General features: G+C 56.6%; 22 protein-coding genes. 8 read left to right on the top strand and 14 right to left on the bottom strand.

Going from position 1 to position 24,520, the window contains the following annotated elements; translation table 11 throughout:
* Positions 1–31 precede the first annotated feature (31 nt).
* From surA to apaH, 5 genes are all read left to right on the top strand, one after another.
* Complete coding sequence (gene surA, locus IBT47_RS18480) at positions 32–1,327, top strand: peptidylprolyl isomerase SurA (RefSeq protein WP_105594752.1); 1,296 nt, start codon at positions 32–34, stop codon at positions 1,325–1,327.
* Complete coding sequence (gene pdxA, locus IBT47_RS18475; protein WP_200545155.1) at positions 1,317–2,309, top strand: 4-hydroxythreonine-4-phosphate dehydrogenase PdxA; 993 nt, start codon at positions 1,317–1,319, stop codon at positions 2,307–2,309. Before surA ends, pdxA begins: the two co-directional genes overlap by 11 nt.
* Positions 2,302–3,123 (top strand): 16S rRNA (adenine(1518)-N(6)/adenine(1519)-N(6))-dimethyltransferase RsmA, encoded by an 822-nt coding sequence (rsmA, locus tag IBT47_RS18470; protein ID WP_200545154.1) that lies wholly within the window; start codon positions 2,302–2,304, stop codon positions 3,121–3,123. Before pdxA ends, rsmA begins: the two co-directional genes overlap by 8 nt.
* Positions 3,124–3,125: 2 nt before the next feature.
* The gene (gene apaG / locus IBT47_RS18465) at positions 3,126–3,503 is read left to right on the top strand and encodes a Co2+/Mg2+ efflux protein ApaG (RefSeq protein WP_105594755.1); all 378 of its coding nucleotides are present in this window, start codon (positions 3,126–3,128) and stop codon (positions 3,501–3,503) included.
* A gap of 83 nt (positions 3,504–3,586) precedes the next feature.
* Positions 3,587–4,414, top strand: a complete 828-nt coding sequence (apaH, locus tag IBT47_RS18460) for a bis(5'-nucleosyl)-tetraphosphatase (symmetrical) ApaH (protein ID WP_200562048.1) — start codon at positions 3,587–3,589, stop codon at positions 4,412–4,414.
* A gap of 76 nt (positions 4,415–4,490) precedes the next feature.
* Here apaH and folA read toward each other — a convergent pair whose 3' ends face one another.
* Complete coding sequence (gene folA, locus IBT47_RS18455) at positions 4,491–4,973, bottom strand: type 3 dihydrofolate reductase (protein ID WP_200545152.1); 483 nt, start codon at positions 4,971–4,973, stop codon at positions 4,491–4,493.
* 189 nt (positions 4,974–5,162) lie between these two features.
* On the opposite strand from folA, the gene IBT47_RS18450 reads away from it, so the two are divergent.
* Positions 5,163–5,777, top strand: a complete 615-nt coding sequence (locus tag IBT47_RS18450; protein ID WP_200545151.1) for a LysE family translocator — start codon at positions 5,163–5,165, stop codon at positions 5,775–5,777.
* 3 nt (positions 5,778–5,780) lie between these two features.
* Here IBT47_RS18450 and IBT47_RS18445 read toward each other — a convergent pair whose 3' ends face one another.
* The 6 genes from IBT47_RS18445 to IBT47_RS18420 are packed head-to-tail and all read right to left on the bottom strand — an operon-like array spanning position 5,781 to position 11,851.
* Positions 5,781–6,857 carry an ABC transporter ATP-binding protein gene (locus IBT47_RS18445; protein WP_200562046.1) on the bottom strand — a complete coding sequence of 359 codons (1,077 nt, stop codon included), beginning with the start codon at positions 6,855–6,857 and terminating at the stop codon, positions 5,781–5,783.
* A gap of 5 nt (positions 6,858–6,862) precedes the next feature.
* Positions 6,863–7,690 carry a carbohydrate ABC transporter permease gene (locus tag IBT47_RS18440; RefSeq protein WP_200562044.1) on the bottom strand — a complete coding sequence of 276 codons (828 nt, stop codon included), beginning with the start codon at positions 7,688–7,690 and terminating at the stop codon, positions 6,863–6,865.
* Between the two features lie 10 nt (positions 7,691–7,700).
* Positions 7,701–8,624 carry a carbohydrate ABC transporter permease gene (locus IBT47_RS18435; RefSeq protein WP_123337309.1) on the bottom strand — a complete coding sequence of 308 codons (924 nt, stop codon included), beginning with the start codon at positions 8,622–8,624 and terminating at the stop codon, positions 7,701–7,703.
* Between the two features lie 42 nt (positions 8,625–8,666).
* Complete coding sequence (locus IBT47_RS18430) at positions 8,667–9,950, bottom strand: sugar ABC transporter substrate-binding protein (RefSeq protein WP_234471978.1); 1,284 nt, start codon at positions 9,948–9,950, stop codon at positions 8,667–8,669.
* A 43-nt stretch (positions 9,951–9,993) separates the two neighbouring features.
* Positions 9,994–11,151: a PLP-dependent transferase gene (locus tag IBT47_RS18425; protein ID WP_200545149.1), complete on the bottom strand. Its 1,158-nt coding sequence runs from the start codon at positions 11,149–11,151 to the stop codon at positions 9,994–9,996.
* Positions 11,132–11,851: a FadR/GntR family transcriptional regulator gene (locus tag IBT47_RS18420; RefSeq protein WP_200562042.1), complete on the bottom strand. Its 720-nt coding sequence runs from the start codon at positions 11,849–11,851 to the stop codon at positions 11,132–11,134. The genes IBT47_RS18425 and IBT47_RS18420 overlap by 20 nt, the downstream gene beginning before the upstream one ends.
* A 274-nt stretch (positions 11,852–12,125) precedes the next feature.
* On the opposite strand from IBT47_RS18420, the gene IBT47_RS18415 reads away from it, so the two are divergent.
* Both IBT47_RS18415 and IBT47_RS18410 read left to right on the top strand, forming a co-directional pair.
* On the top strand, positions 12,126–12,458 hold the full coding sequence (locus IBT47_RS18415; protein WP_200562040.1) for a toxin: 333 nt from the start codon (positions 12,126–12,128) through the stop codon (positions 12,456–12,458).
* 7 nt (positions 12,459–12,465) lie between these two features.
* Positions 12,466–12,783 carry a DNA-binding transcriptional regulator gene (locus tag IBT47_RS18410; protein ID WP_200562038.1) on the top strand — a complete coding sequence of 106 codons (318 nt, stop codon included), beginning with the start codon at positions 12,466–12,468 and terminating at the stop codon, positions 12,781–12,783.
* 84 nt (positions 12,784–12,867) lie between these two features.
* On the opposite strand, the gene carB is transcribed toward IBT47_RS18410, so the two are convergent.
* The 7 genes from carB to ileS form a co-directional block, all read right to left on the bottom strand.
* Positions 12,868–16,092: a carbamoyl-phosphate synthase large subunit gene (gene carB, locus IBT47_RS18405; protein ID WP_200562036.1), complete on the bottom strand. Its 3,225-nt coding sequence runs from the start codon at positions 16,090–16,092 to the stop codon at positions 12,868–12,870.
* Between the two features lie 17 nt (positions 16,093–16,109).
* On the bottom strand, positions 16,110–17,258 hold the full coding sequence (gene carA, locus IBT47_RS18400) for a glutamine-hydrolyzing carbamoyl-phosphate synthase small subunit (RefSeq protein ID WP_234471977.1): 1,149 nt from the start codon (positions 17,256–17,258) through the stop codon (positions 16,110–16,112).
* 469 nt (positions 17,259–17,727) lie between these two features.
* Positions 17,728–18,549, bottom strand: coding sequence for a 4-hydroxy-tetrahydrodipicolinate reductase (gene dapB / locus IBT47_RS18395; RefSeq protein WP_200562034.1), 822 nt, complete (start codon positions 18,547–18,549; stop codon positions 17,728–17,730).
* 1,226 nt (positions 18,550–19,775) lie between these two features.
* Positions 19,776–20,729, bottom strand: coding sequence for a 4-hydroxy-3-methylbut-2-enyl diphosphate reductase (gene ispH, locus IBT47_RS18390; protein ID WP_105594768.1), 954 nt, complete (start codon positions 20,727–20,729; stop codon positions 19,776–19,778).
* Positions 20,710–21,180 carry an FKBP-type peptidyl-prolyl cis-trans isomerase gene (gene fkpB, locus IBT47_RS18385; protein WP_105594769.1) on the bottom strand — a complete coding sequence of 157 codons (471 nt, stop codon included), beginning with the start codon at positions 21,178–21,180 and terminating at the stop codon, positions 20,710–20,712. Before fkpB ends, ispH begins: the two co-directional genes overlap by 20 nt.
* Before the next feature lie 3 nt (positions 21,181–21,183).
* Positions 21,184–21,690, bottom strand: coding sequence for a signal peptidase II (gene lspA / locus IBT47_RS18380; protein WP_200545140.1), 507 nt, complete (start codon positions 21,688–21,690; stop codon positions 21,184–21,186).
* Positions 21,690–24,509: an isoleucine--tRNA ligase gene (gene ileS, locus IBT47_RS18375; protein WP_200562032.1), complete on the bottom strand. Its 2,820-nt coding sequence runs from the start codon at positions 24,507–24,509 to the stop codon at positions 21,690–21,692. The genes lspA and ileS overlap by 1 nt, the downstream gene beginning before the upstream one ends.
* Between the last annotated feature and the right edge of the window lie 11 nt (positions 24,510–24,520).

The raw sequence follows: 24,520 nt of genomic DNA, 5'->3' as shown, positions 1-24,520 counted from the left end.
CCGCATTGCGGATAGGAAGAATGGAAAAAGTATGAAGAACTGGAGAATGCTGATCCTCGGTGCCGCGCTGACAGCCAGCACCGCGTTCGCAGCACCGCAGGTAGTTGATAAAGTCGCCGCTATTGTTAACAACGGCGTGGTGTTAGAAAGTGATGTGGACGGCATGATGCAGTCCGTTAAAGGTCAGGCACAGCAGGCAGGACAGCAGCTACCCGATGATAAAACGTTACGCCATCAGATTATTGAACGTCTGATTATGGACAACATTCTCCTGCAAATGGCGAAACAGGCCGGTATTCAGATCAGCGATGCCCAGTTGGATCAGGCCATTGGCAATATCGCCGCACAAAATAAAATGAGTACCGATCAGCTGCGTAGCCGCCTGGCTTACGACGGCATCAACTACGCCACCTACCGTGAGCAAATCCGTAAAGAGATGCTGACATCAGAAGTGCGCAATAACGAAGTTCGCCGCCGTGTCACTATTCTGCCGCAGGAAGTGGACTCCCTGGCAACGCAGATGGCCTCGCAGAACGACGCAGGCACCGAGCTGAACCTCAGCCACATTCTGCTGCCGCTGCCGGAAAACCCTTCACAGCAGCAGGTTGACGATCAGGAAGCGCTGGCGCGTAAACTGGTTGAAGAAGCTAAGGGCGGCGCTGACTTCGGTAAGATGGCCATCACCTACTCTGCCGATCCACAGGCGCTGAAGGGCGGTAACATGGGCTGGGGCCGTATTCAGGAGCTGCCGTCACTGTTCGGCCAGGCACTGATTACTGCCAAAAAAGGCGACATTATCGGTCCAATCCGTTCCGGTGTTGGCTTCCATATCCTGAAAGTGAACGACATGCGTGGCGACAGCCAGAGCATCTCCGTAACCGAAGTGCATGCCCGCCATATCCTGCTGAAGCCGTCACCAATTATGACCGATGACCAGGCACGCCAGAAGCTGCAGGAAGTCGCCAATGAGATCAACAGCGGCAAGCTGAGCTTTGCCAATGCGGCTAAGCAGCTGTCACAGGACCCTGGCTCTGCGAATCAGGGCGGCGACCTGGGCTGGGCTTCTCCGGAAACCTTCGACCCGGCCTTCCGTGATGCGCTGCTGCGTCTGCAAAAAGGCCAGATGAGCGCCCCGGTTCACTCTTCGTTCGGCTGGCATTTAATTCAGCTGCTGGACACGCGCCAGGTTGATAAGACCGACGCGGCGAAGAAAGAACGTGCTTACCGCCTGCTGTTCAACCGCAAGTTTGCGGAAGAAGCACAGACGTGGATGCAGGAAGAACGCGCCACTGCCTATGTGAAGATTCTGGATGCCAATGCGCAATAACTTTCGCGTCGTTATCACTCCCGGCGAACCCGCCGGGATTGGTCCCGATTTAATCGTTCAGTTGGCCCAGCAGGCCTGGCCGGTTGAACTGGTTATCTGTGCCGACTCCGAGCTGCTGCGCACCCGCGCGGCAGCTTTGCATTTACCCCTGACCCTGCGTGAATACCAGCCGGATATGCCCGCTCAGCCACAGAGCGCGGGTACGCTGACCGTATTGCCGCTGCCGCTGGCGCAGCCGGTGACCGCCGGTGAGCTGTGCGTGGATAACAGCCATTACGTGCTGGCCTCTCTCGCCCGCGCCTGTGACGGCTGTCTGAACGGCGAGTTTGCCGCGCTGATCACCGGTCCGGTCCACAAGGGTGTCATTAACGATGCCGGTATCCCATTCAGCGGCCATACCGAATTCTTTGCCGAACGCGCGGGCTGCGATCGCGTAGTCATGATGCTGGCAACGGAAGAGCTGCGCGTAGCGCTGGCAACCACACATCTGCCGCTGAAGGATGTTTCCGCCGCCATTACTCGTGAAAGCCTGCATGAAGTGATTACGATCCTGCATGCCGATCTGCAAAGTAAGTTTGGCAGCCGGGAGCCGCATATTCTGGTCTGCGGGCTGAATCCCCACGCCGGGGAAGGCGGCCATATGGGCCGCGAAGAAATTGATACCATTATCCCGGCGCTGGACGAACTGCGCCAGCGCGGGTTAAACCTGACCGGCCCGCTCCCTGCCGATACGCTGTTCCAGCCCAAGTATCTGCAAAATGCAGACGCTGTACTGGCGATGTATCACGATCAGGGACTTCCGGTGCTAAAATATCAGGGCTTTGGCCGCGCGGTGAACATCACCCTCGGTCTGCCATTTATCCGCACGTCTGTCGATCACGGTACGGCTCTTGAGCTGGCCGGAAGCGGGCAGGCCGATGCGGGCAGCTTTAAAACGGCGCTTAACCTCGCCATCACCATGATTAAGAGCAGTAATGAATAGTCGCGTCCATCAGGGCCATTTTGCCCGCAAACGTTTTGGCCAGAACTTCCTTAACGATCAGTATATTATCGACAGTATTGTCAACGCTATCCACCCCCAGCGCGGCGAGGCGATTGTCGAAATCGGCCCCGGCCTTGGCGCACTGACCGAACCGGTTGGCGAGCGTATTGATGAAATGACCGTGGTGGAACTTGACCGCGATCTGGCTGCACGCCTGCAAACCCATCCGTTCCTTGGCCCGAAACTGACGATCTTCCAGCAGGATGCGATGACCTTTGATTTTGCGGCGCTCGCCGCAGAAAAAGGCCAGCCGCTGCGCGTGTTCGGCAACCTGCCGTATAATATTTCCACGCCGCTGATGTTCCACCTGTTCAGCTACGTCGGTTCGATTCGCGACATGCACTTTATGCTGCAAAAGGAAGTGGTGAATCGTCTGGTTGCCGGCCCGGGCAGTAAGGCGTATGGTCGTCTGACAGTAATGGCGCAGTACTACTGCCAGGTGATCCCGGTGCTGGAAGTCCCGCCGGAGTCCTTCACCCCGGCGCCAAAAGTTGATTCCGCCGTAGTGCGTCTGGTGCCTTATGCCACGCTGCCTAACCCGGTAGAAAGCGTTCGAGTGCTGAGCCGCATCACGACAGAAGCCTTCGGCAAACGCCGTAAAACGCTGCGCAACAGCCTGGGCCATCTATTCACGCTGGAAGCGCTGGAAGAGATGAATATCGATCCCACCCTGCGCGCCGAGAACATTACGGTGGCGCAGTACTGCCAGCTGGCTAACTGGTTATCTGCGAATCCACAGCCGCAGGAGAGCTGAATATGAACGATACGCCCCGTGTTTGTGTACAGGTACAGAGTGTCTATATCGAGTCGCAGTCCGCACCTGATGAAGATCGCTATGTTTTTGCCTACACCATCACCATCCGCAATCTGGGGCGTGTTTCCGTTCAGCTTCTCGGCCGCTACTGGCTGATCACCAACGGTAACGGTCGTGAAACCGAAGTTCAAGGCGAAGGCGTTATCGGTGAACAGCCGCATATTGAACCCGGCGGCGAATACCAGTACACCAGCGGTGCAGTGCTGGAAACGCCAATGGGCACCATGCAGGGCCACTATCAGATGGTGGACAGCGAAGGTGAAAAACTACTGGTGGATATCCCGGTATTTCGTCTGGCCATCGCCAGCCATATTCATTAATCCGCTCTTTTCCCTTCAGCCTCTACTACCCTGCTTATCGCCGGGGATCGCCAGGGCTGCTTTCATATTTTCAGGACAGATGCATGAGTACTTATCTAATCGGGGATGTTCACGGCTGCTATGACGAGCTGCGGTCGTTGCTGGGTCAGGTTGCCTTCGATCCGCATCAGGACCAGCTATGGCTGACCGGTGATTTGGTCGCGCGCGGTCCGGACTCACTGGAAGTACTGCGTTTTGTGCGTTCGCTGGGAGACTGCGTCAGACTGGTGCTGGGCAACCACGATTTGCACCTGCTGGCGGTGTATGCCGGCATCAGCCGCAATAAGCCCAAGGATCGCATTTCGCCCCTGCTCCAGGCGGACGATGCCGATGAGCTGATCAACTGGCTGCGTCGCCAGCCGCTGCTGCAGGTCGATGAAGAGAAAAAGCTGGTCATGGCGCATGCCGGCATCACACCGCAGTGGGATATTGAAACTGCCAAAATGTGCGCACGAGAGGTGGAATCGGTACTGAGCAGCGATACCTATCCTTTGTTCCTTGATGCCATGTACGGCGATATGCCCAACAACTGGTCGCCGGAGCTGAGTGGCCTGGCACGGTTGCGGTTCAGCAGCAACGCCCTGACGCGGATGCGCTTCTGCTTCCCCAACGGTCAACTGGATATGATCAGTAAAGAATCGCCGGAAAGCGCCCCGCCACCGTTAAAACCGTGGTTCAACATTCCGGGCCCGGTCTCGCGTGAATACACCATCGTATTCGGCCACTGGGCGTCGCTGGAAGGTAAAGGGACTCCGGAAGGAATTATTGGCCTGGACACGGGCTGCTGCTGGGGCGGCACGCTGACCATGCTGCGCTGGGAAGATAAGCGGGTATTTACCCAGGTTTCCAGCCGCGAAAGTGAAATCCTGTAAGCACGGGCCTTGTTTAAAGCAAAAGGGCGGACAGCATTGTCCGCCCTTTTTAACTTCTCACGATTAACGACGATCGTTAACGACGGTCCAAAATCTCAAAGCAGAAGCTGTGGGAGTTTTTGTCGTCAGCATCGTGGAACTCGCTGAAGGTTGACTGCCACTCGTCCGGCTCATAGTCAGGGAAATGGGTATCCCCTTCCACTTCCGCATCAATGTGGGTCAGATACAGGCGATCGGCACGCGGCAACAGCTGCTCGTAAATACGACCACCGCCAATCACCATCAGTTCTTCAACATCACCAGCGGCTTTCAGCGCGTCTTCGATAGAAGTCACCCAGGTCACCCCTTCCGCATCGCCTTTTTTACTGCTAATCACGATATTCAGGCGTCCCGGCAGCGGGCGACCAATGGATTCCCAGGTACGACGCCCCATCACCACCGGCTTGTTCAGGGTGTGGCGCTTAAACCAGGCCAGATCCGCTGGCAGATGCCACGGCATGGCATTTTCCATCCCAATTACACGATCGGCCGCCAGGGCCGCAATCAGGCTAATCATCATATAAAACTCAACAGGGGTAAAATTGGCGCCATCATACGGAAAGGCGAAAGTTTCGTCGATAGCAAAGCGTAGCTTATTCAGTAAAGGTTTATCAGGTTATCGGTTGCGTCACTTTCCCCACCATTTTCGCCATGAAATTCCCCGACGGCGTGCTAAAATTCTGCTTTCGTTAAGATGCAGACCACCATCATGTTAGAAACCAGCTTATTTGTCGCGACCATTGCGGCACTGGGAATGCTCTCTCCCGGACCCGATTTTTTCCTGATTATCAAGAACGCCGCTCGCTATCGCCGCAGCGCGGCGCTGATGAGTGCGCTCGGCGTTAACTGCGCCGTCGCCACCCATATGGCCTACTGCGTCGCCGGACTGGCGGTGGTGATCACCACCACGCCGTGGCTGTTTATGCTGCTGAAATATGCCGGTGCGGGCTATCTGATTTACATCGGTATTCAGGCGCTGATTTCTCGCGGCGGCAGCAAAATGGATCTCAGCCAGGTTGCCCCGGAACAAACCTCGCTGAAGAAAGCCTTCCTGCAGGGCTATCTGTGCAATCTGCTGAACCCCAAGGCCACACTGTTCTTCCTGTCGATCTTTACCCAGGTACTGAGCGTGAATTCCGACATCAGCGAAAAGCTGCTGTATGCCGGTATCATCCTTGGCCTGTCGGCGCTGTGGTGGCCGCTGCTGGTTGTGTTAATCCAGAGCGCACCGGTGCGTCGCGGGCTGGCTAAAGCCCAGCGCATTGTTGATAAGCTGCTGGGGGGCGTTCTTATCGCGCTGGGCATCAAGGTCGCGCTTTCCTGATCGCTACAGGCGGATCTGGCTGTCCGCATCAAACAGCTGCACTCTGGTCACATCCAGCGCGATACCGATGGTATCCCCGGCCTGTGCACCAGAGCGCAGCGTGCTGTAAATCATCAGTGGAATGCCGTGCAGCGTACCGTGAATCAGTTCGGACAGACCGGTCGGCTCCACCAGCGACACCTGTAGCGGCAGAGCGCCTTCGTCGGCCAGATCGCACAGCGTAATATTTTCCGGACGAATGCCGTAAATCACCTCTTTACCTGCCGCGATGCCATCGCGTTCGCCCAGCGGCAGCACCAGTCGGTTATTAACTTCCACGCACGCGCCGCGATCGCCTCTCTGTACCCGCCCGTTAATAAAGTTCATCGGCGGGGAACCAATAAAGCTGGCGACAAATTTATTCGCTGGCGTGTCGTACAGCTCCAGCGGCGTGCCCACCTGCTGAATCACCCCGTGATTCAGCACCACGATACGATCGGCCAGCGTCATCGCCTCCACCTGATCGTGGGTGACGTAAACAATGGTATTACTCAGCTGCTGATGCAGTTTTTTTATCTCTACCCGCATCTGTCCGCGCAGCTGGGCATCAAGGTTAGAGAGCGGCTCATCAAACAGAAACACCTGCGGCTGGCGCACAATCGCCCGCCCCATCGCCACACGCTGGCGCTGGCCGCCGGACAGCTCTTTTGGCCGTCGATCCAGCAGGTGCGTCAGGCTGAGGATCTCTGCCGCGCGCTGTACTGCCGCATCAATTTCCGCCTTCGGACGTTTTTGCACTTCCAGACTGAAGCCCATGTTGCGCGCCACGGTCAGGTGCGGATAGAGCGCATAGCTCTGAAACACCATTGAGATATCGCGATCCTTTGGCGCAACCTGATTCATCAGGCGGCTGCCGATGCGGATATCTCCGCTGCTGGCCAGCTCCAGTCCGGCGATAGTGCGCAGCAGGGTGGATTTACCGCATCCTGACGGCCCTACCAGCACCACAAACTCGCCGTCGGCGATAGTCAGATCGATATTGCGCAGCACCTCAACGTTGCCGTAGCGCTTCTGGATTTGAGACAGAGAAATTTGAGCCATCGTGATTATCCTTTTACCGCGCCAGCCGTCAGCCCCTGGATCAGGTAGCGCTGAATGAAGGCGAAAAACAGACAGGCGGGGATCAGCGCCAGCACGGCGGCGGCCATCATATCTCCCCAGGAAACGGCGAATTTAGACACGAAGCTCAGCAGCCCGACCGGGAAGGTCATCACTTCGTTTTTATTAATCAGCATCAGCGAGAACAGCAGCTCGCTCCACGCGGCGGTAAAGACAAACCCCAGCGTGGCGGCCATGCCCGGCAGGGTCAGCGGCATCAGCACCCGATACAGCGCCTGAAAGCGGGTGCAGCCTTCCAGCATCGCGGACTCTTCCAGATCTTTCGGGATCGCATCGAAAAACGACTGCATCAGAAAGGTGGCAAACGGTACGTTGAACGCACTGTAAACCAGGATCAGACCGAACAGACTGTTGGTCAGCCCAAGCGGCGCCATCACCTTATAAATCGGCGCCAGGATCATCACCAGCGGGAACATCTGGGTAAATAGCAGCGCCGCAGCCATCACCGTTTTGCCGCGAAAGCCAAAGCGGGAAAACGCGTAGCCCGCAGCGGCCGCCACCACCGTCGACAGCGCGGCGGTGCCGAACGAGACGATCAGACTGTTGGTGAAGAAGGTCGGGAAGTCGCTCTCCACCAGCACCCGGCGGAAATGGTCAAGGGTCAGCGCCGCAGGCCACAGCCGGACGCCCTCGCTGAACAACAGGGGATCGGGGGTCAGCGAAATTTTGATCACCCAGTACAGCGGGAACAGCGCAAATAACAGATAACACAGGATACCGGCACGATGGCCAATCAAACGTAACAGTGCACTCATCGTCGCCTCCTTATTTCAACAGACGCTGGCGAATGCGCAGCAGCACCAGCGCGTAGCAGGTCATCAGCACCAGCAGGAATACCGCCATCGCCGAGGCGTAGCCGAAGTCCAGCTTGCGGTAGGCGGTGGTAAAGATGTAGCTGGAGAGGATCGAGGTGGAACCGGCGGGGCCGCCGTCGGTCATCACCACGATCAGATCGGCAAAGTTGGCGATCCAGATGGTTCGCAGCATCACAGTAATCGCGATCATCGGAGCCAGGAACGGCAACGTCACGCGCTTAAACTGCTGCCAGCCGCTGGCACCGTCCATCGACGCGGCTTCATAGAGATCCTTCGGGATCGACTGCAAGGCAGCAAGCAGGGTGATGGCAAAAAAAGGAATGCCAAACCAGACGTTGGCGATCACCGGCCCGTACAGCGCCAGCTGCGGATCGGAGAGGATATTGTACGGCTCGCTGAGCACGTGCAGATCCACCAGCCAGTGCGGCAAAATACCGATTACCGGGTTAAGCAGCCACGACCAGGTCAGGCCGGATAAAAATGCCGGTACTGCCCACGGCAGAAACACCAGCGCCTGCGCCCAGCGGCGCAGCGGGAACTCGCGATTCAGCAGCAGCGCCAGCCCCAGGCCCAGCGCGAACTGCAGCGCCAGCGAAGTCAGCGTCCAGTTCACGGTATGGCCCAGCGCCTTAAAGAAGCGCCGATCGTCAAACATCTGGCGGAAGTTATCCAGGCCAACCCAGCCGCTATCCATCGGATTCAACAGCTGAATATTCTGGAAGGCGTAGGAAATGCCGATCATCATCGGCACAAAAATAAACAGCCCGATCAGCACCAACGTCGGGCTGAGGTAAAGCCACGGCTCGGCCAGCATACGCAGGCGAGCAAAGCGCGGAGCGCTGGCGACGCGGCCAGCGGGGGTATCAAGCATCATAGGGCGTCTCCGTAAAGGCTCCCGCCTGAGCGGGAGTCACTGTTATTGCGTGGCCAGCCAGGCCTTCTGCTCTTTCGTCAGGTATTTCGCCCAGTCCTTGACCATGGATTCCGTATCGTTCTGATCCAGCAGGGTTTCCTGCGAACTTTCCTTCACAATCACCGAGTTAAAGTAGCCCCAGCCTTTCAGATGCGTCGGCATGGTCAGCGGCACATAGTTCGGGCTGTTCAGCTCGGCAAACCAGCCGGCAAACTGCGGCGAGTGGTAGTAAGGATCGTTTTCCGCCCCCTTGTAGATCGGCAGCGTACCCACGAACTTCGACCAGGTAAGGTTGTTTGACTCGCTGCTGAGGAACTGGATCAGCTGCCAGGATTGATCCTTCTGTTTTGCCTGTTTGAACACCGACCAGCCGGTATAGCCAATGGTCGGGAAGGCTTTGCCCGACGGGCCAACCGGCATCGGAGCTACGGCAAAGTCCTCGGCAGGCATGCTGTTTTTGATGGCGATCAGCGCATCCGGGTCCTGATCGAGCATCGCGCATTTACCGGAGTAGAAGCCGGAAACGATCTCGTTAAAGCCCCAGTTCACACTGTCCTTCGGCGCGCCGCCGCTCTGGTACATATCTACCAGCAGCTGCGCCCCCTTCAGCGCTCCGGGCTGGGTCAGCGTGCTGTTACCCTGCTTATCGAAGAAGTCCGGCGAGCCGTTCATCGCCGCCATAAACATCATCCAGGCGTTGGTGCCGCCCACGCCGCCGCGCATGCAGTAGCCGCTAATGCCGTTGCCCAGCGCGCTGATTTTCTTCGCATCGGCCACGAACTCATCCATGGTTTTCGGCGCTTCGCTCAGGCCCGCCTGCTGGAACAGCTTCTTGTTCCAGAACATCGCCCGCAGATAGAAGCCGTAAGGGATCATCGTCGCTTTACCGTTGGCGGCACGCGCCATCGCCAGCGCCTTGTCGGTGAGCTGCGGCGTGGCAGACCAGCTTTTCAGCTGCGGCTCCAGGTCTTCCAGCATATTGTTGCTGGCGTACAGCCCCTGCCAGGTATCCGGCATCTCCACTACGTCCGGCACCTGGCCGCTTTGCAGCATAGTGCCCAGCTTTTCAAACGCCTGGCCCCACGGCAGCGAGATCACCTCGATTTCCGTTCCCGGATGCTGTTTCTTGTAGTCCGTCAGCATCTCCTGCAAAACGGCGGTCCTTGCCGGGCTGGTGATCACCTCTACCAGCGTCAGTTTGGTGGCGGCCTGGCTAAAGACCGCGGCACCCATTCCCAGGGCGGCGACCACGCACTGGCATAACAAAGCGCGCATAGGATGTTGCATGATGATGACCTCTGGTTAGATGAAATGTCCCGCCGGGCGGGGTTTAGCGTGCGGCGGCAATCGCCTGCTGCAAGTCGAGCCACAACTCTTCCGTCTCTTCCAGACCGATAGAGACGCGCACCACGCGGGGCGACACGCCAAAATCGCGAGCGGAATTAAACTCTCCTGCCTGGTTGAGCACCGAAATCGCCGGCATCACCAGGCTTTCAAAACCGCCCCAGCTCACGCCCATATGGAACAGGCCAAGCGCATTACAGAAGCGGGGAATATCCACCGACTCATCCAGTTCGAAGGCAAACAGCCCGCTGTAGCCGCTGAGGGCGGAGGAAGGCAGCGGTTCAAGACCGGGGTGATAAACGCGGGTGACCTGCGGGTGCGCCAGCAGCTGCCGGGCAATGCTCAATGCGCTCTCCTGATGCTGACGCATACGCAGCGGCAGCGTACGCAGGCCGCGGATCAGCAGCCAGGCTTCGTTGGCCGACAGCTTGCCGCCGAGGAACGGGCTGACACCGCTGGTGATAGCGGCAATGCGTTCGCGGCTGGCAATCACCAGCCCGGCCACCACATCGCTGTGGCCGCTGATGTATTTCGAGGCGGAATGCACCACGATATCGATGCCCAGCGTCAGCGGTTTTTGATACAGCGGCGATGCCCAGCTGTTGTCGATAATGGTGGTGACGCCCATCGACTGCGCCAGTTCGGCCAGCGAACGCAGGTCCTGTTCGCCCATCACCCAGCTGCTCGGGCTTTCCAGATACAGCAGTTTCGCGCCGGACAGCGCCGCTTTAACCGACTCGAGCGACTCACCGTCGACGAATTCGCTGCGAATACGGAAGCGCTGGCAGAAGCCACGCAGGAAACGATAGGTATCCGGGTAAACGTGATTGATACACACCACTTTGTCACCGGGCGATACCACGCTGAGAATGGCGTTGCTGATCGCCGCCATGCCGCTACTGAATGCCAGGCAGGCTTCCCCCTGCTCCAGCTTCGCCACTTTTTCCTGCAGCTCTTTCACCGTCGGGTTATCCACGCGGGAATAGAGCGGCTGGTCGCTGTCGCCACGGAAGCGGGCAATCATGCTGTCGTAGTCGCTGAAGCTGAACAGCGAAGACTGGTAAATCGGCGGCGATACGGCCCCTTTGTCATGACGGGCATCGTGGGTTAACTGGGTCTGGTCACTACGCTTTTCTGGCTGCATGGATCACGTCCTTCATGTCACGTTCGGTTATGTCAAGAATCAGATGGCTGACGCGCTTTGCCTCATCGGCATCGCGCTGCTGTATGGCCTCAAACAGTGTGCGATGTAGCGGAAACGAGTCGCTGAACAGCGCCTGCTCGGGCGGGGATTCAAAAAAGGCGTGCAGGGTGTCGTACAGCCCCACCACCATATGCAGTAACAGCGGGTTGTGCGCCGCCTGGTAAATACTGGAGTGAAATAGCCAGTCCTCCGCGCCGGCGGAACCGACGGCCAGGTGCACGCGCTCCATCTCCAGCAGACGCTGTTCAATCAGCAACAGGTCATCCGCCGTGGCGCGCACCGCCGCCAGCGAGCAGGATTCGGCCTCAATAATTCGGCGGACCTCCAGCGCGTGCAGCATGTTTTGTGAGTCGTTTTTGAAGCGCAGCGACAGAAAACTGTCATTGCTGGTGACTTCGGCCTGCAGAAAGGTGCCGCTGCCCTTGCGCCGCACGATAATGCCCAGTGTTTCCCAGCGTTTCAGCGCTTCGCGCACCGTATTGCGGCTAACGGCAAGCTGCTCCGCCAGCACCCGCTCCGGCGGCAGGCGCTCGCCGATCTGCATCCCTGACTGCGCCACATAGCGCGTCAGCGCATCGAGCACCAGCACATCACTGTGCTGTACAGCTATCGGTGCCAGTGCGGCGGGAAGTAATGACATGCTGCCTCCTGAAATTGGTCCAACAACTCAACCTGTCAGGGACACTGCAAAGAGAATGCCAAAATTTATACATATGATTTAACTGGTTATTTGTATTTGATAAGAAAATCTTCTGAGCGGGAAAGGTGCAGAATTGCGAAGCATTGCGCAGGGATTGAGCAAGGTGCGAGACATGTCTGAGGCAAGCAAGCAAAATCAGGGTGTTTAATAAAACGACAAAAAAACCTTGAACTAACCCATATTTGGGCATAGTTTAGAGCCTGGAGAAACAGCAGTGGATGCTATCTTTGTAGAACTTCCGCCGTTTGCACGTCATCGTGCCGACTATCTTACTGACGAAGCGTTCCGCAGTTTGCAGAATTTGCTTATGCTCTGCCCCACCTGCGGTGACGTGATCCAACACACCGGTGGGCTGCGTAAAATACGCGTGGGCGACAACCATCGCCATAAAGGAAAACGCGGTGGCTCGCGGATAATCTATTACTGGTGGCAGGAACAGGCACATTTTCTGCTGTTTACCATTTACAGCAAAGGTGAGATAGGCGATCTCTCGCCGCCCCAGCGCGAACACTTACGTGCGTTGCTAACACACCTGACTAAAGGATGATGATCACATGGAAAAACGCGATCTTTACGCTGAGCTGGTTGAAGGTTTTGGCGCTCTGGCTGAACAGCAGCAGGGCAAGAAAACCCTGAAAACCCACCGTCTGACGGCCAGGGCCGAAATTGCTCTGGCACCGGAAGAGCTGCGCACTATTCGTGAAAATTTACAGCTTTCACAGGCGGTATTTGCGCAGTATTTGCAGACCGGACTGACCACCTATCAGAACTGGGAGCAGGGGCGGGCAAAACCGAATAAACAGGCTATTTTACTGATCCGCCTGATCGAGAATGAGTCCACCACGCTGGAGACTCTGGCAAAAATTGGTTAAAAAAAGGGGCGACCAGAAAACTGGTCGCCCCTTAACGCCTCTGTAGCGGTCAGGCATGCCTGACCTGGCCCGACGAGAGGGTGATTAACCGTTAATCTGCGCGTGCATTTCCTGCACTGAGATAACCTGGTCGATCGCGCTGGCGTTCAGCGAGTTGGTGGTGGCGAAGGCACCGTTCAGCGTGGTGTCGTAGTGCACTTTATACTGCAGCGCACTGCGGCGGATCAGCTTGGAGTCTTCAATCGCCTGACGGCCTGCGGTGGTGTTGACGATGTACACGTACTCACCGTTCTTCACGCGGTCCTGAATGTGTGGACGGCCTTCATGCACCTTGTTGACGCGACGCACTTCGATACCGGCAGCTTTCAGCACCGCTGCGGTGCCGTCGGTGGCATCCAGCTCAAAGCCGAAGCCCAGCAGACGACGCGCCAGCTCAACGATACGTTTCTTATCGCCTTCACGAACCGACAGCAGCGCACGACCGCTCTTCTTCATGTTGCTCTGCGCGCCCAGCATCGCCTTGCTGAAGGCTTCAGCGAAGGTGCGGCCTACGCCCATCACTTCACCTGTAGAACGCATTTCCGGGCCAAGGATAGGGTCCACGCCCTGGAACTTGTTGAACGGCAGCACCACTTCTTTCACCGAGAAGTACGGCGGGATAATTTCTTCGGTCACGCCCTGCTCAGCCAGCGTTTTACCGGCCATCACGCGCGCGGCCACTTTCGCCAGCGGCACGCTTGTAGCTTTAGAGACGAACGGCACGGTACGAGCGGCACGTGGGTTCACCTCAATCAGGTAAACTTCGTTATCCTTCACCGCAAACTGCACGTTCATCAGACCGCGTACGCCCAGCTCGAAGGCCAGTTTCTCAACCTGCTGACGCATCACATCCTGAATTTCCTTGCTCAGCGTGTAGGCAGGCAGGGAGCAGGCGGAGTCACCGGAATGAACGCCAGCCTGTTCGATGTGCTCCATGATGCCGCCAATCAGCACCTGCTCACCGTCGCAGATCGCATCCACGTCGACTTCTACCGCGTCATCCAGGAAGCGATCCAGCAGCACCGGCGCATCGTTGGAAACGGAAACCGCCGTGGTGAAGTAGCGCTTCAGGTCGATTTCGTCGTAAACGATTTCCATCGCCCGGCCGCCCAGCACATAGGAAGGACGCACAACCAGCGGATAGCCGATGGTGGCCGCTTTCTCTACCGCCATTTCGATGGTGGTAACAGTGGCGTTGGCAGGCTGTTTCAGCGCCAGGCGGTCAACCGCCTGCTGGAAACGCTCACGGTCTTCAGCACGGTCAATGGCGTCCGGGCTGGTGCCAATAACCGGTACGCCTGCGGCTTCCAGCGCACGCGCCAGTTTCAGTGGAGTCTGGCCGCCGTACTGTACGATAACGCCTTTCGGCTTCTCGATGCGCACGATTTCCAGCACGTCTTCCAGCGTGACCGGCTCGAAGTACAGACGATCTGAGGTGTCGTAGTCGGTGGAGACGGTTTCCGGGTTACAGTTCACCATGATGGTTTCGAAACCGTCTTCGCGCAGCGCCAGCGAGGCATGAACGCAGCAGTAGTCGAATTCGATACCCTGGCCGATACGGTTTGGACCGCCGCCCAGCACCATGATTTTGTCGCGATCCTGATTCGGGTTCGCTTCGCACTCTTCTTCATAGGTGGAGTACATGTAGGCGGTGTCGGTCGAGAATTCGGCCGCACAGGTATCCACACGTTTGTACACCGGGTGCAGGTTGTGCTGCTCGCGCAGTTTACGAATTTCTGATTCGGTCACACCGGCAACCGCTGCCAGGCGCGCATCGGCAAAGCCTTTACGCTTCAGGGTGCGCAGGAAGTCATAGGTCAGGCCGTTCAGACCGACTTTCGCTACCTGCTGCTCCAGCTGAACCAGCTCTTCAATCTGCACCAGGAACCAGCGATCCACGTTGGTCAGCGCGAAGACATCTTCCACGGTCATTCCGGCACGGAAGGCGTCGGCGATGTACCAGATGCGGTCTGAACCGGCATCTTTCAGCTCGCGGCGAATGATGGTCAGCGCTTCAGCATCGTTAAGGTCAACTTTCGGGTCGAAGCCGTTCGCGCCCACTTCCAGACCGCGCAGCGCTTTCTGCATGGATTCCTGCAGCGTGCGGCCAATCGCCATCACTTCACCCACGGATTTCATCTGGGTGGTCAGACGGTCGTTAGCACCGGCAAATTTCTCGAAGTTGAAGCGTGGGATCTTGGTCACCACGTAGTCGATGGACGGTTCGAACGATGCCGGGGTCAGGCCGCCGGTGATATCGTTGGTCAGTTCATCGAGGGTGAAGCCCACCGCCAGCTTGGCGGCGATTTTAGCAATCGGGAAGCCGGTCGCTTTCGATGCCAGCGCGGAAGAGCGTGATACGCGCGGGTTCATTTCGATAACGATCAGGCGGCCGTTTTCCGGGTTAACGGAGAACTGCACGTTGGAGCCACCGGTTTCCACGCCGATTTCACGCAGCACCGCCAGCGAGGCGTTACGCATGATCTGGTACTCTTTGTCGGTCAGCGTCTGTGCTGGCGCAACGGTAATCGAGTCACCGGTGTGGATGCCCATGGCATCGAAGTTTTCAATCGAGCAGACGATGATGCAGTTGTCGTTTTTATCACGCACCACTTCCATCTCGTACTCTTTCCAGCCAATCAGCGACTCATCAATCAGCAGCTCGTTGGTTGGCGACAGATCCAGACCGCGTTCGCAGATCTCTTCGAACTCTTCGCGGTTGTAGGCGATACCGCCGCCGGTGCCGCCCATGGTGAAGGAAGGACGAATGATGCACGGGAAGCCCACGTCGGCGGCAACCGCCAGCGCTTCTTCCATATTATGGGCGATACCGGAACGCGCGGTGTCCAGACCGATGCTTTTCATCGCCACGTCGAAGCGGCGACGATCTTCGGCTTTATCAATCGCATCGGCGGTAGCACCAATCATGGTCACACCGAACTCTTCCAGCACGCCACGGCGCTCAAGCTCCAGCGCACAGTTCAGCGCAGTCTGGCCGCCCATGGTTGGCAGCACGGCATCCGGGCGCTCTTTTTCGATGATTTTACGCACCACTTCCCAGTTAATCGGCTCGATGTAGGTCGCATCGGCCATATCCGGGTCGGTCATAATGGTCGCCGGGTTAGAGTTCACCAGAATGACGCGGTAGCCCTCTTCACGCAGCGCCTTACACGCCTGCGCACCGGAATAGTCAAACTCACAGGCCTGACCGATAACGATAGGACCTGCGCCAATGATCAGGATACTTTTTATGTCTGTACGTTTTGGCATTGCTCTCTCTCCTGACCTTATTTCGCGCTGGAACGGTAAGCTTCAATCAGTTCGATAAAGTGATCGAACAGGGGGGCTGCATCGTGCGGGCCCGGGCTGGCTTCAGGGTGACCTTGGAAGCTGAAAGCCGCTTTATCCGTGCGGTGAATACCCTGGACCGTGTGGTCAAACAGTGAGGTATGCGTCACGCGCAGATTCGCAGGCAGGTTGCTATCATCAACGGCAAAACCGTGGTTCTGTGCGGTAATCATCACGGTGTTCTTATCGTGATCTTTCACCGGGTGGTTGCCACCGTGGTGACCAAGTTTCATCTTCACGGTTTTTGCACCGCTGGCCAGCGCCAGCAGCTGGTGACCGAGGCAGATGCCGAATACCGGAATATCGGTTTCCAGGAAACGCTTAATCGCGCTGATGGCGTAGTCGCACGGCTCCGGGTCACCAGGGCCGTTGGAGAGGAAAATACCGTCCGGGTTCAGCTTTAATACGTCTTCAGCCGGAGTCTGTGCAGGCACCACGGTCAGGCGGCAGCCGCGATCCACCAGCATACGCAGAATATTGCGCTTCACGCCATAATCGTAGGCCACTACGTGGAACGGCAGTTCACCTTCCGCTTTCGCCGCAGGCAGGTCGCCTTCCAGCGTCCAGCTACCCTGCAGCCAGCTGTAGGCTTCCGGGGTGGTCACTTCTTTCGCCAGGTCCATGCCTTTCAGGCCAGGGAAGGCTTTAGCCTTTTCCAGTGCCACAGCCGCGTCCAGTGCATCTCCGGCAATAATGCAGCCGTTCTGCGCCCCTTTTTCGCGCAGCAGACGAGTCAGCTTACGCGTATCGATATCGGCAATAGCGACAATGTTGTTGCGGACCAGATAGTCGGTCAGCCCTTCTTCATTGCGATAGTTGCTGGCAATCAGCGGTAAGTCACGGATCACCAGACCCTGTGCATGTACCTGAGTAGATTCTGCGTCAGCTGAGTTGGTGCCGACATTGCCGATATGGGGATAAGTAAGAGTAACGATTTGGCGGGAATAGGAAGGATCAGTGAGGATTTCTTGATAACCGGTCATTGAAGTGTTGAAAACAACTTCTCCCACTGCCGATCCGGTTGCCCCGATGGCCCGACCGTGGAATTGGGTTCCGTCTTCCAGAACCAAGAGCGCTGACTTAATCAAAACATCCTCCAGGGAATAAACAGTCACAATATCTGCATATTAATTCAGAAATAGAGCCGAATCAATGCAAAAACTGCCTGACTGCTCAGTTTTTGGCAAATTGCGCGCATTCTAATGATCGCCCTCGCGAATGTCTACCCTGCGAGGCACTTTTTCTTCACTTTTTAACTCACTGGTTGGTTTATAAGAAGATTAACGCTGAAAACACCACATATCCTGGCAATAAAATCGGTTGCCTGCCAGTGAATGCATAAAAATGGATGCGGGAACGTGAAAAAGTGGACCAAATGGTCAAAAATCTTATAAAAAGGAGAGTTAATGATAGGTAAAGCCAACTTTATAAGACTTACAGACCATAAATTACAAAAAAATGTCATTTTCAAAAAAAATAAAAAAGGGCAATAAAATTATTGCCCATCCAATCATAAACTTATGATTGAAATAACCACATCACGATGGTTTACAACACTTATAAATCATCAAGATTAAGCACGCTTCTCATGTCAAAAAGACCTGGTTTATACGCACCCAACCATAACCCTGCCTTAACCGCACCATTAGCAAAGGTCATGCGGCTGGAAGCCTTGTGGGTAATCTCTACCCGCTCACCGATATCTGCAAACATTGCGGTGTGCTCACCGACGATATCGCCTGCACGGACGGTGGCAAAACCGATGGTATGCGCCTTACGTTCCCCGGTGATCCCTTCACGGGCATAAACCGCGTGCTCATTCAGATCCCAATCCATGGCATCGGCAATCGCCTCACCCATCGCCAGCGCCGTGCCGGAAGGAGCATCGACTTTATGCCGGTGATGCGCTTCTACAATTTCGATATCCGCGTACTCGCCCATCACTTTGGCCGCTTTTTCCAGCAGCTTGAGCACCAGATTCACCCCGACGCTGAAATTGGCGGCAAACACGATACCGATATCTTCCGCAGCGGCTTTGATTGCGGCTTTCCCGGCGTCATCGAAACCGGTAGTACCAATTACCATCGCTTTTTTATGCTGGCGGCAAAATTCCAGATAGTTCAGCGTCGCTTCCGGGCGGGTGAAGTCGATCAATACGTCGAAGTCGTTGACCACCGCATCCAGGCTGTCGCTGATCTTCACGCCCTGTACGCCACAACCCGCCAGTTCACCGGCATCGCTGCCCACCAGAGAAGATCCGGCACGCACTACGGCGGCACCCAGACGTGCACCTTCAGCCTGAACAGCAGCCTGAATCAGCTGACGCCCCATACGCCCTGCGGCTCCCACAACGGCGATACGGATTTCTGCGTTACTCATAATTATTCATTCCTGACAGATTTCTATGCATGCAAAGCGCATACAGATTAACCACGCGTTAACCTCTGCGCCACAATTAAAACCACATAATTAGAATTTTACGCCAGCTGGCGCAGATTATCAGTAAAACAGATTTATGGCGGATCGGGGAGAGGCTGTCGCTGATGGATTTGGGTTAGGGGCAGACTGACTTATCGAGCAATGAGTATTGATGCCGCTGGTAACCATGAGCTGAGGGAACAGCCTCTGCGGCTGCCGGGCTGTCCCCCTTCCATCAATCGTGTCGCGGGTTCAAAGACAGCGTCAGATACAGCGAGTAGATATGCGGCTATTGCTTCATAGATTTACTGGCTTTTGGCTATCCCTGTTGCCGTCTCCTGACCTGCTGCCTCCACCTCAACGCTGTGGAATGCCCTGTCCCCTTTCACCAATGGATGTGGTGGGTCTAAAGATAACGTCAGATATATGATCGTATTCAACAGGCAACGCGGAAAATGAGGCGAGGACGGATGGGCTTTGGCAGGGCAATCCGCAGCGCTGAACGCAGAGAGGAAGACTGGACTCGCCAACAGGACGTTGGCGAGAGGTGAAGCTGGCGCAGGGACGCGCCATCTTCACCGGTCCAAAAGGCTGACGAACAAAGTGAGGGAACCGGGCAAAGCCCGGCGCGAGGACCGCCAGGCCAAAGCCCACCCGTCCTCGCTGCAACCTATCTGATAGCCACCAAAATCACAGTAAACTATTCGATCTACCGAACCTCAACGCGCAATTCTGCAGCTTTAAAGACTTCATCCAACGAAACGAATACGCATAAGGTCGTATTCAACAGGCAACACAGAAAGGAAGGCGAGGACGGATGGGCTTTGGCAAGGCAATTCGTAGCCTGGAATAGAAAGAGGCCGTTTTCAGCAGGCAACGCGGAAAATGAGGCGAGGACGGGTGGGCTTTGGCAAGGCAATCCGCAGCGCGGAACGGAGAGAGGAAGACTGGACTCGCCAACAGGACGTTGGCGAGAGGTGAAGCTGGCGCAGGGACGCGCCATCTTCACCGGTCCAAAAGGCTGACGAACGAAGTGAGGGAACCGGGCAAAGCCCGGCGCAAGGACCGCCAGGCCAAAGCCCACCCGTCCTTGCGACTACCCGAACAACAACCATCAATACAACAGCGATCTATACACCTGCAATCTGAGCAACAGCCCCGAGACAACAGCAAGCGAAACAAACCGATTATTCGACCTGCCGAACCTCAACGCGCAGCTCTTTCGGCACTTCAAACACGATATTCTCTTCGCGACCAATCAGCTCAATGGCATCCACACCGCCAAGCTGATTCAGCCGCTGGATAACTTCCTGCACCAGCACGTCAGGAGCCGATGCACCGGCAGTAACGCCAACGCAGCGTGCGCCTTTGATCCACTCTTCCTGAATATCATCGGCAGAATCGATCAGCCGTGCCAGCTTACCGGCGCGCTGCGCCAGTTCGGCCAGACGGTTGGAGTTAGAGGAGTTTTTCGAACCCACCACCAGCACCACGTCCGCATCCTTCGACAGCGTACGCACCGCTTCCTGGCGGTTGGTCGTCGCGTAACAGATATCGTCTTTGCGCGGACCCACAATTTTTGGGAAACGCGCGCGCAGGGCATCGATCACTTCATAAGTGTCGTCCACCGACAGCGTGGTCTGAGTCATAAAGCACAGGTTGTCTTCATCCTTCACCTGCAGCTTCCACACATCAGCGGGCGCTTCCACCAGGTACATGCCCCCTTTCGGGTTATTGTACTGGCCCATGGTGCCCTCGACCTCCGGGTGACCGGCGTGGCCAATCAGGATCGCCTCGGTGCCCTTACGGCTGGCACGCGCAACTTCCATATGGACTTTGGTCACCAGCGGACAGGTGGCGTCGAACAGCATGGTGAGATCGCGCGCTTTCGCTTCTGCACGCACCGCCTGGGAAACGCCGTGGGCGGAGAAAATCAGAATGCAGCCATCCGGCACTTCGCTGATTTCCTCAATAAAAATCGCCCCACGCTCGCGCAGGCTATTAACCACGTAGCGGTTATGCACCACTTCATGACGAACGTAAATCGGTGCGCCGTACATCTCCAGCGCACGCTCGACAATGCTGATAGCGCGATCAACGCCCGCACAAAAACCGCGTGGGTTAGCCAACAGGATCTGCATTCGCCGCCTCCAGTACCGGATTAATCTCCAGTACTTCTACGTCAAAATGAATGGTCTGCCCGGCCAGCGGATGGTTGAAATCAACGGTGATTGAATCACCGGAAATCTCACGAATCACACCGGGCATTTCGTTACCGTCCATGCCGGAGAACAGCATAATTGCGCCAACCTCCGGTTCGCCTGCCTGCATAAAATCACGGCGCGAGAAGTACTGGATCAGGTCCGGACTGATGCCGCCAAAAGCGTCTTCAGACTCCAGCGCAAAGGCATGTTTGTCACCAACCTTCAGTCCAATCAGCTGGTTTTCCAGCCCTTCGGACAGGCTGCCGTCACCCAGACAAAACAGCGCTGGCTTACCGTTATTGCGTGTGGACTCTGCGGTCGATCCATCCGCCAGTTTTAAGGTGAAATGCACCAGCAGTGAGCTGTCGCGCTGTACAGAATCGATCATGCCCTACCCTTTATTCTTAGCCTGTTTACCGGCCGGGCTGATAAACCCTTCCAGTACGACCAGCGCGGCACCTATACAGATAGCGCAGTCGGCGATATTAAACGTGGCAAAGTGCCAGTCTCCAACATAAAAATCGATGAAGTCCACCACGAAGCCATGATATGACCGGTCGAACAGGTTGCCCAATGCGCCACCCACGATCAGCGCATAGGCGATGTTATTCAGTTTATTGCTCGCCGGGCTACGGTACATCATCACCAGCAGCACTACGACAATAGCGATGGCAATGCCGGCGAAGAACCAGCGCTGCCAGCCACCTTTATCGGCAAGGAAGCTGAACGCCGCGCCGTAGTTGTGAGCATAAAAGAAGTTAAAAAATGGCATCACCGGCATCGACTCGTGCAGCATCAGCGTATTCATAATCCACTGTTTACTGGCGAAATCGATGCCAATCACCACCAGCACCAGCCACAGCCAGCGCAATCCGGTAGAAAGAACGGGGCGGCTCATTATGCAAACTTACGCAGTTCGCCGCTGCCCGCGACGTTGGTGGCACAGCGACCACAAACGTCTGCATGCGCAGCGTTCTGGCCGATATCGGTGGTGTAATGCCAGCAGCGCGGGCACTTCTCACCGTCTGCTTTACGCAGAGCGATCTTCAGGCCTTTGACGATCTCGCTCTGCTGCGCGTCGTCGCCAGCCTGAGCGTAATCCGCCACCTGAGCACCGGAGGTCAGCAGCACAAAGCGCAGCTCTTCGCCCAGGCTGTTCAGCTTCGCGGCCAGCTCAGCATCGGCATACAGCGTCACGCTGGCTTCCAGAGAGCCACCGATCAGTTTGTCTGCACGCGCCTGCTCAAGCACCTTGTTCACTTCGCTACGCACTTTCAGCAGATCCGCCCAGTAGGCGTCGTTCATGGACTCATCCGCCGCCAGGCCGAACAGGCCATCGAACCACTCTTCGGTAAACACGTACTGGCTGCGTTTGCCCGGCAGGTAGCCCCAGATTTCATCAGCGGTAAACGACATGATCGGTGCCATCCAGCGCACCAGCGCCTCGGCGATGTACCACAGCGCGGTCTGGCAGCTGCGGCGCGCCAGGCCATCGGCCTTCGCGGTGTACTGACGGTCTTTGATGATGTCGAGGTAGAAGGAACCCATTTCCACCGAGCAGAACTGCATCAGACGCTGAACCACTTCGTGGAAGTCGTAGGCTTCGTAAGAGGCAACGATATCGTTCTGTGCTGCCAGCGCACGGCCCACTGCCCAGCGATCGACAACGACCATATCTTCCGGTTTCACCAAATCGGTTTCCGGATTAAAGCCCGCCAGGTTAGCCAGCAGGAAGCGCGCGGTGTTACGAATGCGGCGATAGCTGTCGGCTGAGCGCTTAAGGATTTCGTCGGATACGGCGATTTCACCGGAGTAGTCGGTAGAAGCGACCCACAGACGCAGAATATCCGCGCCCAGTTTGTTCATCACGTCCTGCGGCGAAACGGTGTTGCCCAGCGATTTGGACATCTTGCGGCCCTGACCGTCAACGGTGAAACCGTGGGTCAGTACCTGACGATAAGGCGCTTTGCCCTTCATCGCCGTTGAAATCATCAGTGAAGACATAAACCAGCCGCGATGCTGGTCAGAACCTTCCAGATACATATCCGGTGCATGGCCGCCGAACTCAGGACGCGCATCCACAACGGAGTAGCTGGTGGAGCCGGAGTCAAACCATACGTCCAGCGTATCCGGTACTTTCACATAGTTGTCGGCGTCATCACCCATCAGGTCACGCGGGTCAAGATCCCACCATGCCTGGATACCTTCTTCCTCTACGCGCAGCGCGACTTTTTCCATCAGCGCCAGGCTGTCCGGATGCAGCTGCTCGGTGTCTTTATGCACGAACAGCGCCATCGGCACGCCCCAGGTACGCTGGCGTGAAATGCACCAGTCAGGACGGTTCGCCACCATCGCTTCGATACGCGCCTGGCCCCAGTCCGGGATCCACTGCACGCCTTTGATCTCTTTCAGCGACTGCGCACGCAGGCCTTTCTGATCCATGCTGATAAACCACTGCGGGGTAGCACGGAAGATAATCGGCGTTTTGTGACGCCAGCAGTGCGGATAGCTGTGGTGCAGTTTTTCAACATGCAGCAGTGCGCCCTTCTCTTTCAGCAGCTCAACAATCATATCGTTGGCTTTAAAGACGTTAACACCGTCCAGCGTTGGATAAGTACCCGGCAGATAGCTGCCGTCCGGACCAACCGGGTTAGCGGTTTCCAGACCGTATTTCTGACCGATAACATAGTCATCCGGACCGTGGCCCGGCGCGGTATGCACAGCACCAGTACCGGCTTCCAGCGTAACGTGCTCACCCAGCACGACTTTCGACTGAATCTGCTCCAGGAACGGATGCTGGAACAGCTGAAGCTCCAGCGCCTCACCCTTGCATTCGCCCAGCACGGTCCACTCGGCCACGCCCGCGCGTTTCATCACGCTTTCTACCAGCTCTTTCGCCAGGATCAGGCTGCGGCCTTCGATCTGCAGGAGCTGATACTCAAATTCCGGATGCAGTGAGATACCGCGGTTGGCCGGCATGGTCCACGGGGTGGTGGTCCAGATAACCAGCGATACCGGGCCTTCTGAAGCGGCAACGCCAAACTTCGCGCGCACGGCATCGGCATCCAGCGCGTTAAACATCACGTCAATGGATGGAGAAGTTTTGTCGTAATACTCCACTTCGGCTTCCGCCAGCGCAGAGCGGCAGTCCAGGCACCAGTGCACCGGCTTAGCGCCTTTGTGCAGGTGACCGTTACCGATGATTTTACCCAGCGCGCGGATGATGTTGGCTTCGGTTTTGAAGTTCATCGTCAGGTACGGGCGATCCCAGTCACCCAACACGCCCAGGCGGATGAAGTCGGCTTTCTGTCCTTCAACCTGCTCGGCAGCGTATTTGCGGCAGGCAGCACGGAACTCGGCCGGGGTCACTTTCTCGCCCGGCTTGCCGATCATCTGCTCAACTTTGTGCTCGATAGGCAAACCGTGGCAGTCCCAGCCCGGTACGTAAGGCGAATCGTAGCCCGCCATGCCTTTCGACTTAACGATAATATCTTTCAGAATCTTGTTTACTGAGTGACCAATATGAATGCTGCCGTTCGCATAAGGAGGGCCATCATGAAGGATAAAGGTTTTTTTCCCTTTTTTGGCTTCGCGGATGATGCCGTACAGTTTGTCATCATACCAACGTTGCAGCATTCCCGGTTCGCGTTTGGCCAGATCGCCACGCATCGGGAACCCCGTTTCCGGCAAATTCAGGGTTGATTTATAGTCACTCATCAGATTCTCGA

The sequence above is a fragment of the Erwinia sp. S43 genome (assembly GCF_016624745.1).
GTDB classification, from domain to species: domain Bacteria; phylum Pseudomonadota; class Gammaproteobacteria; order Enterobacterales; family Enterobacteriaceae; genus Erwinia; species Erwinia coffeiphila.
Note: the sequence above shows the minus strand (reverse complement) of the source record. Positions and strands in the feature narration are given on the sequence as shown.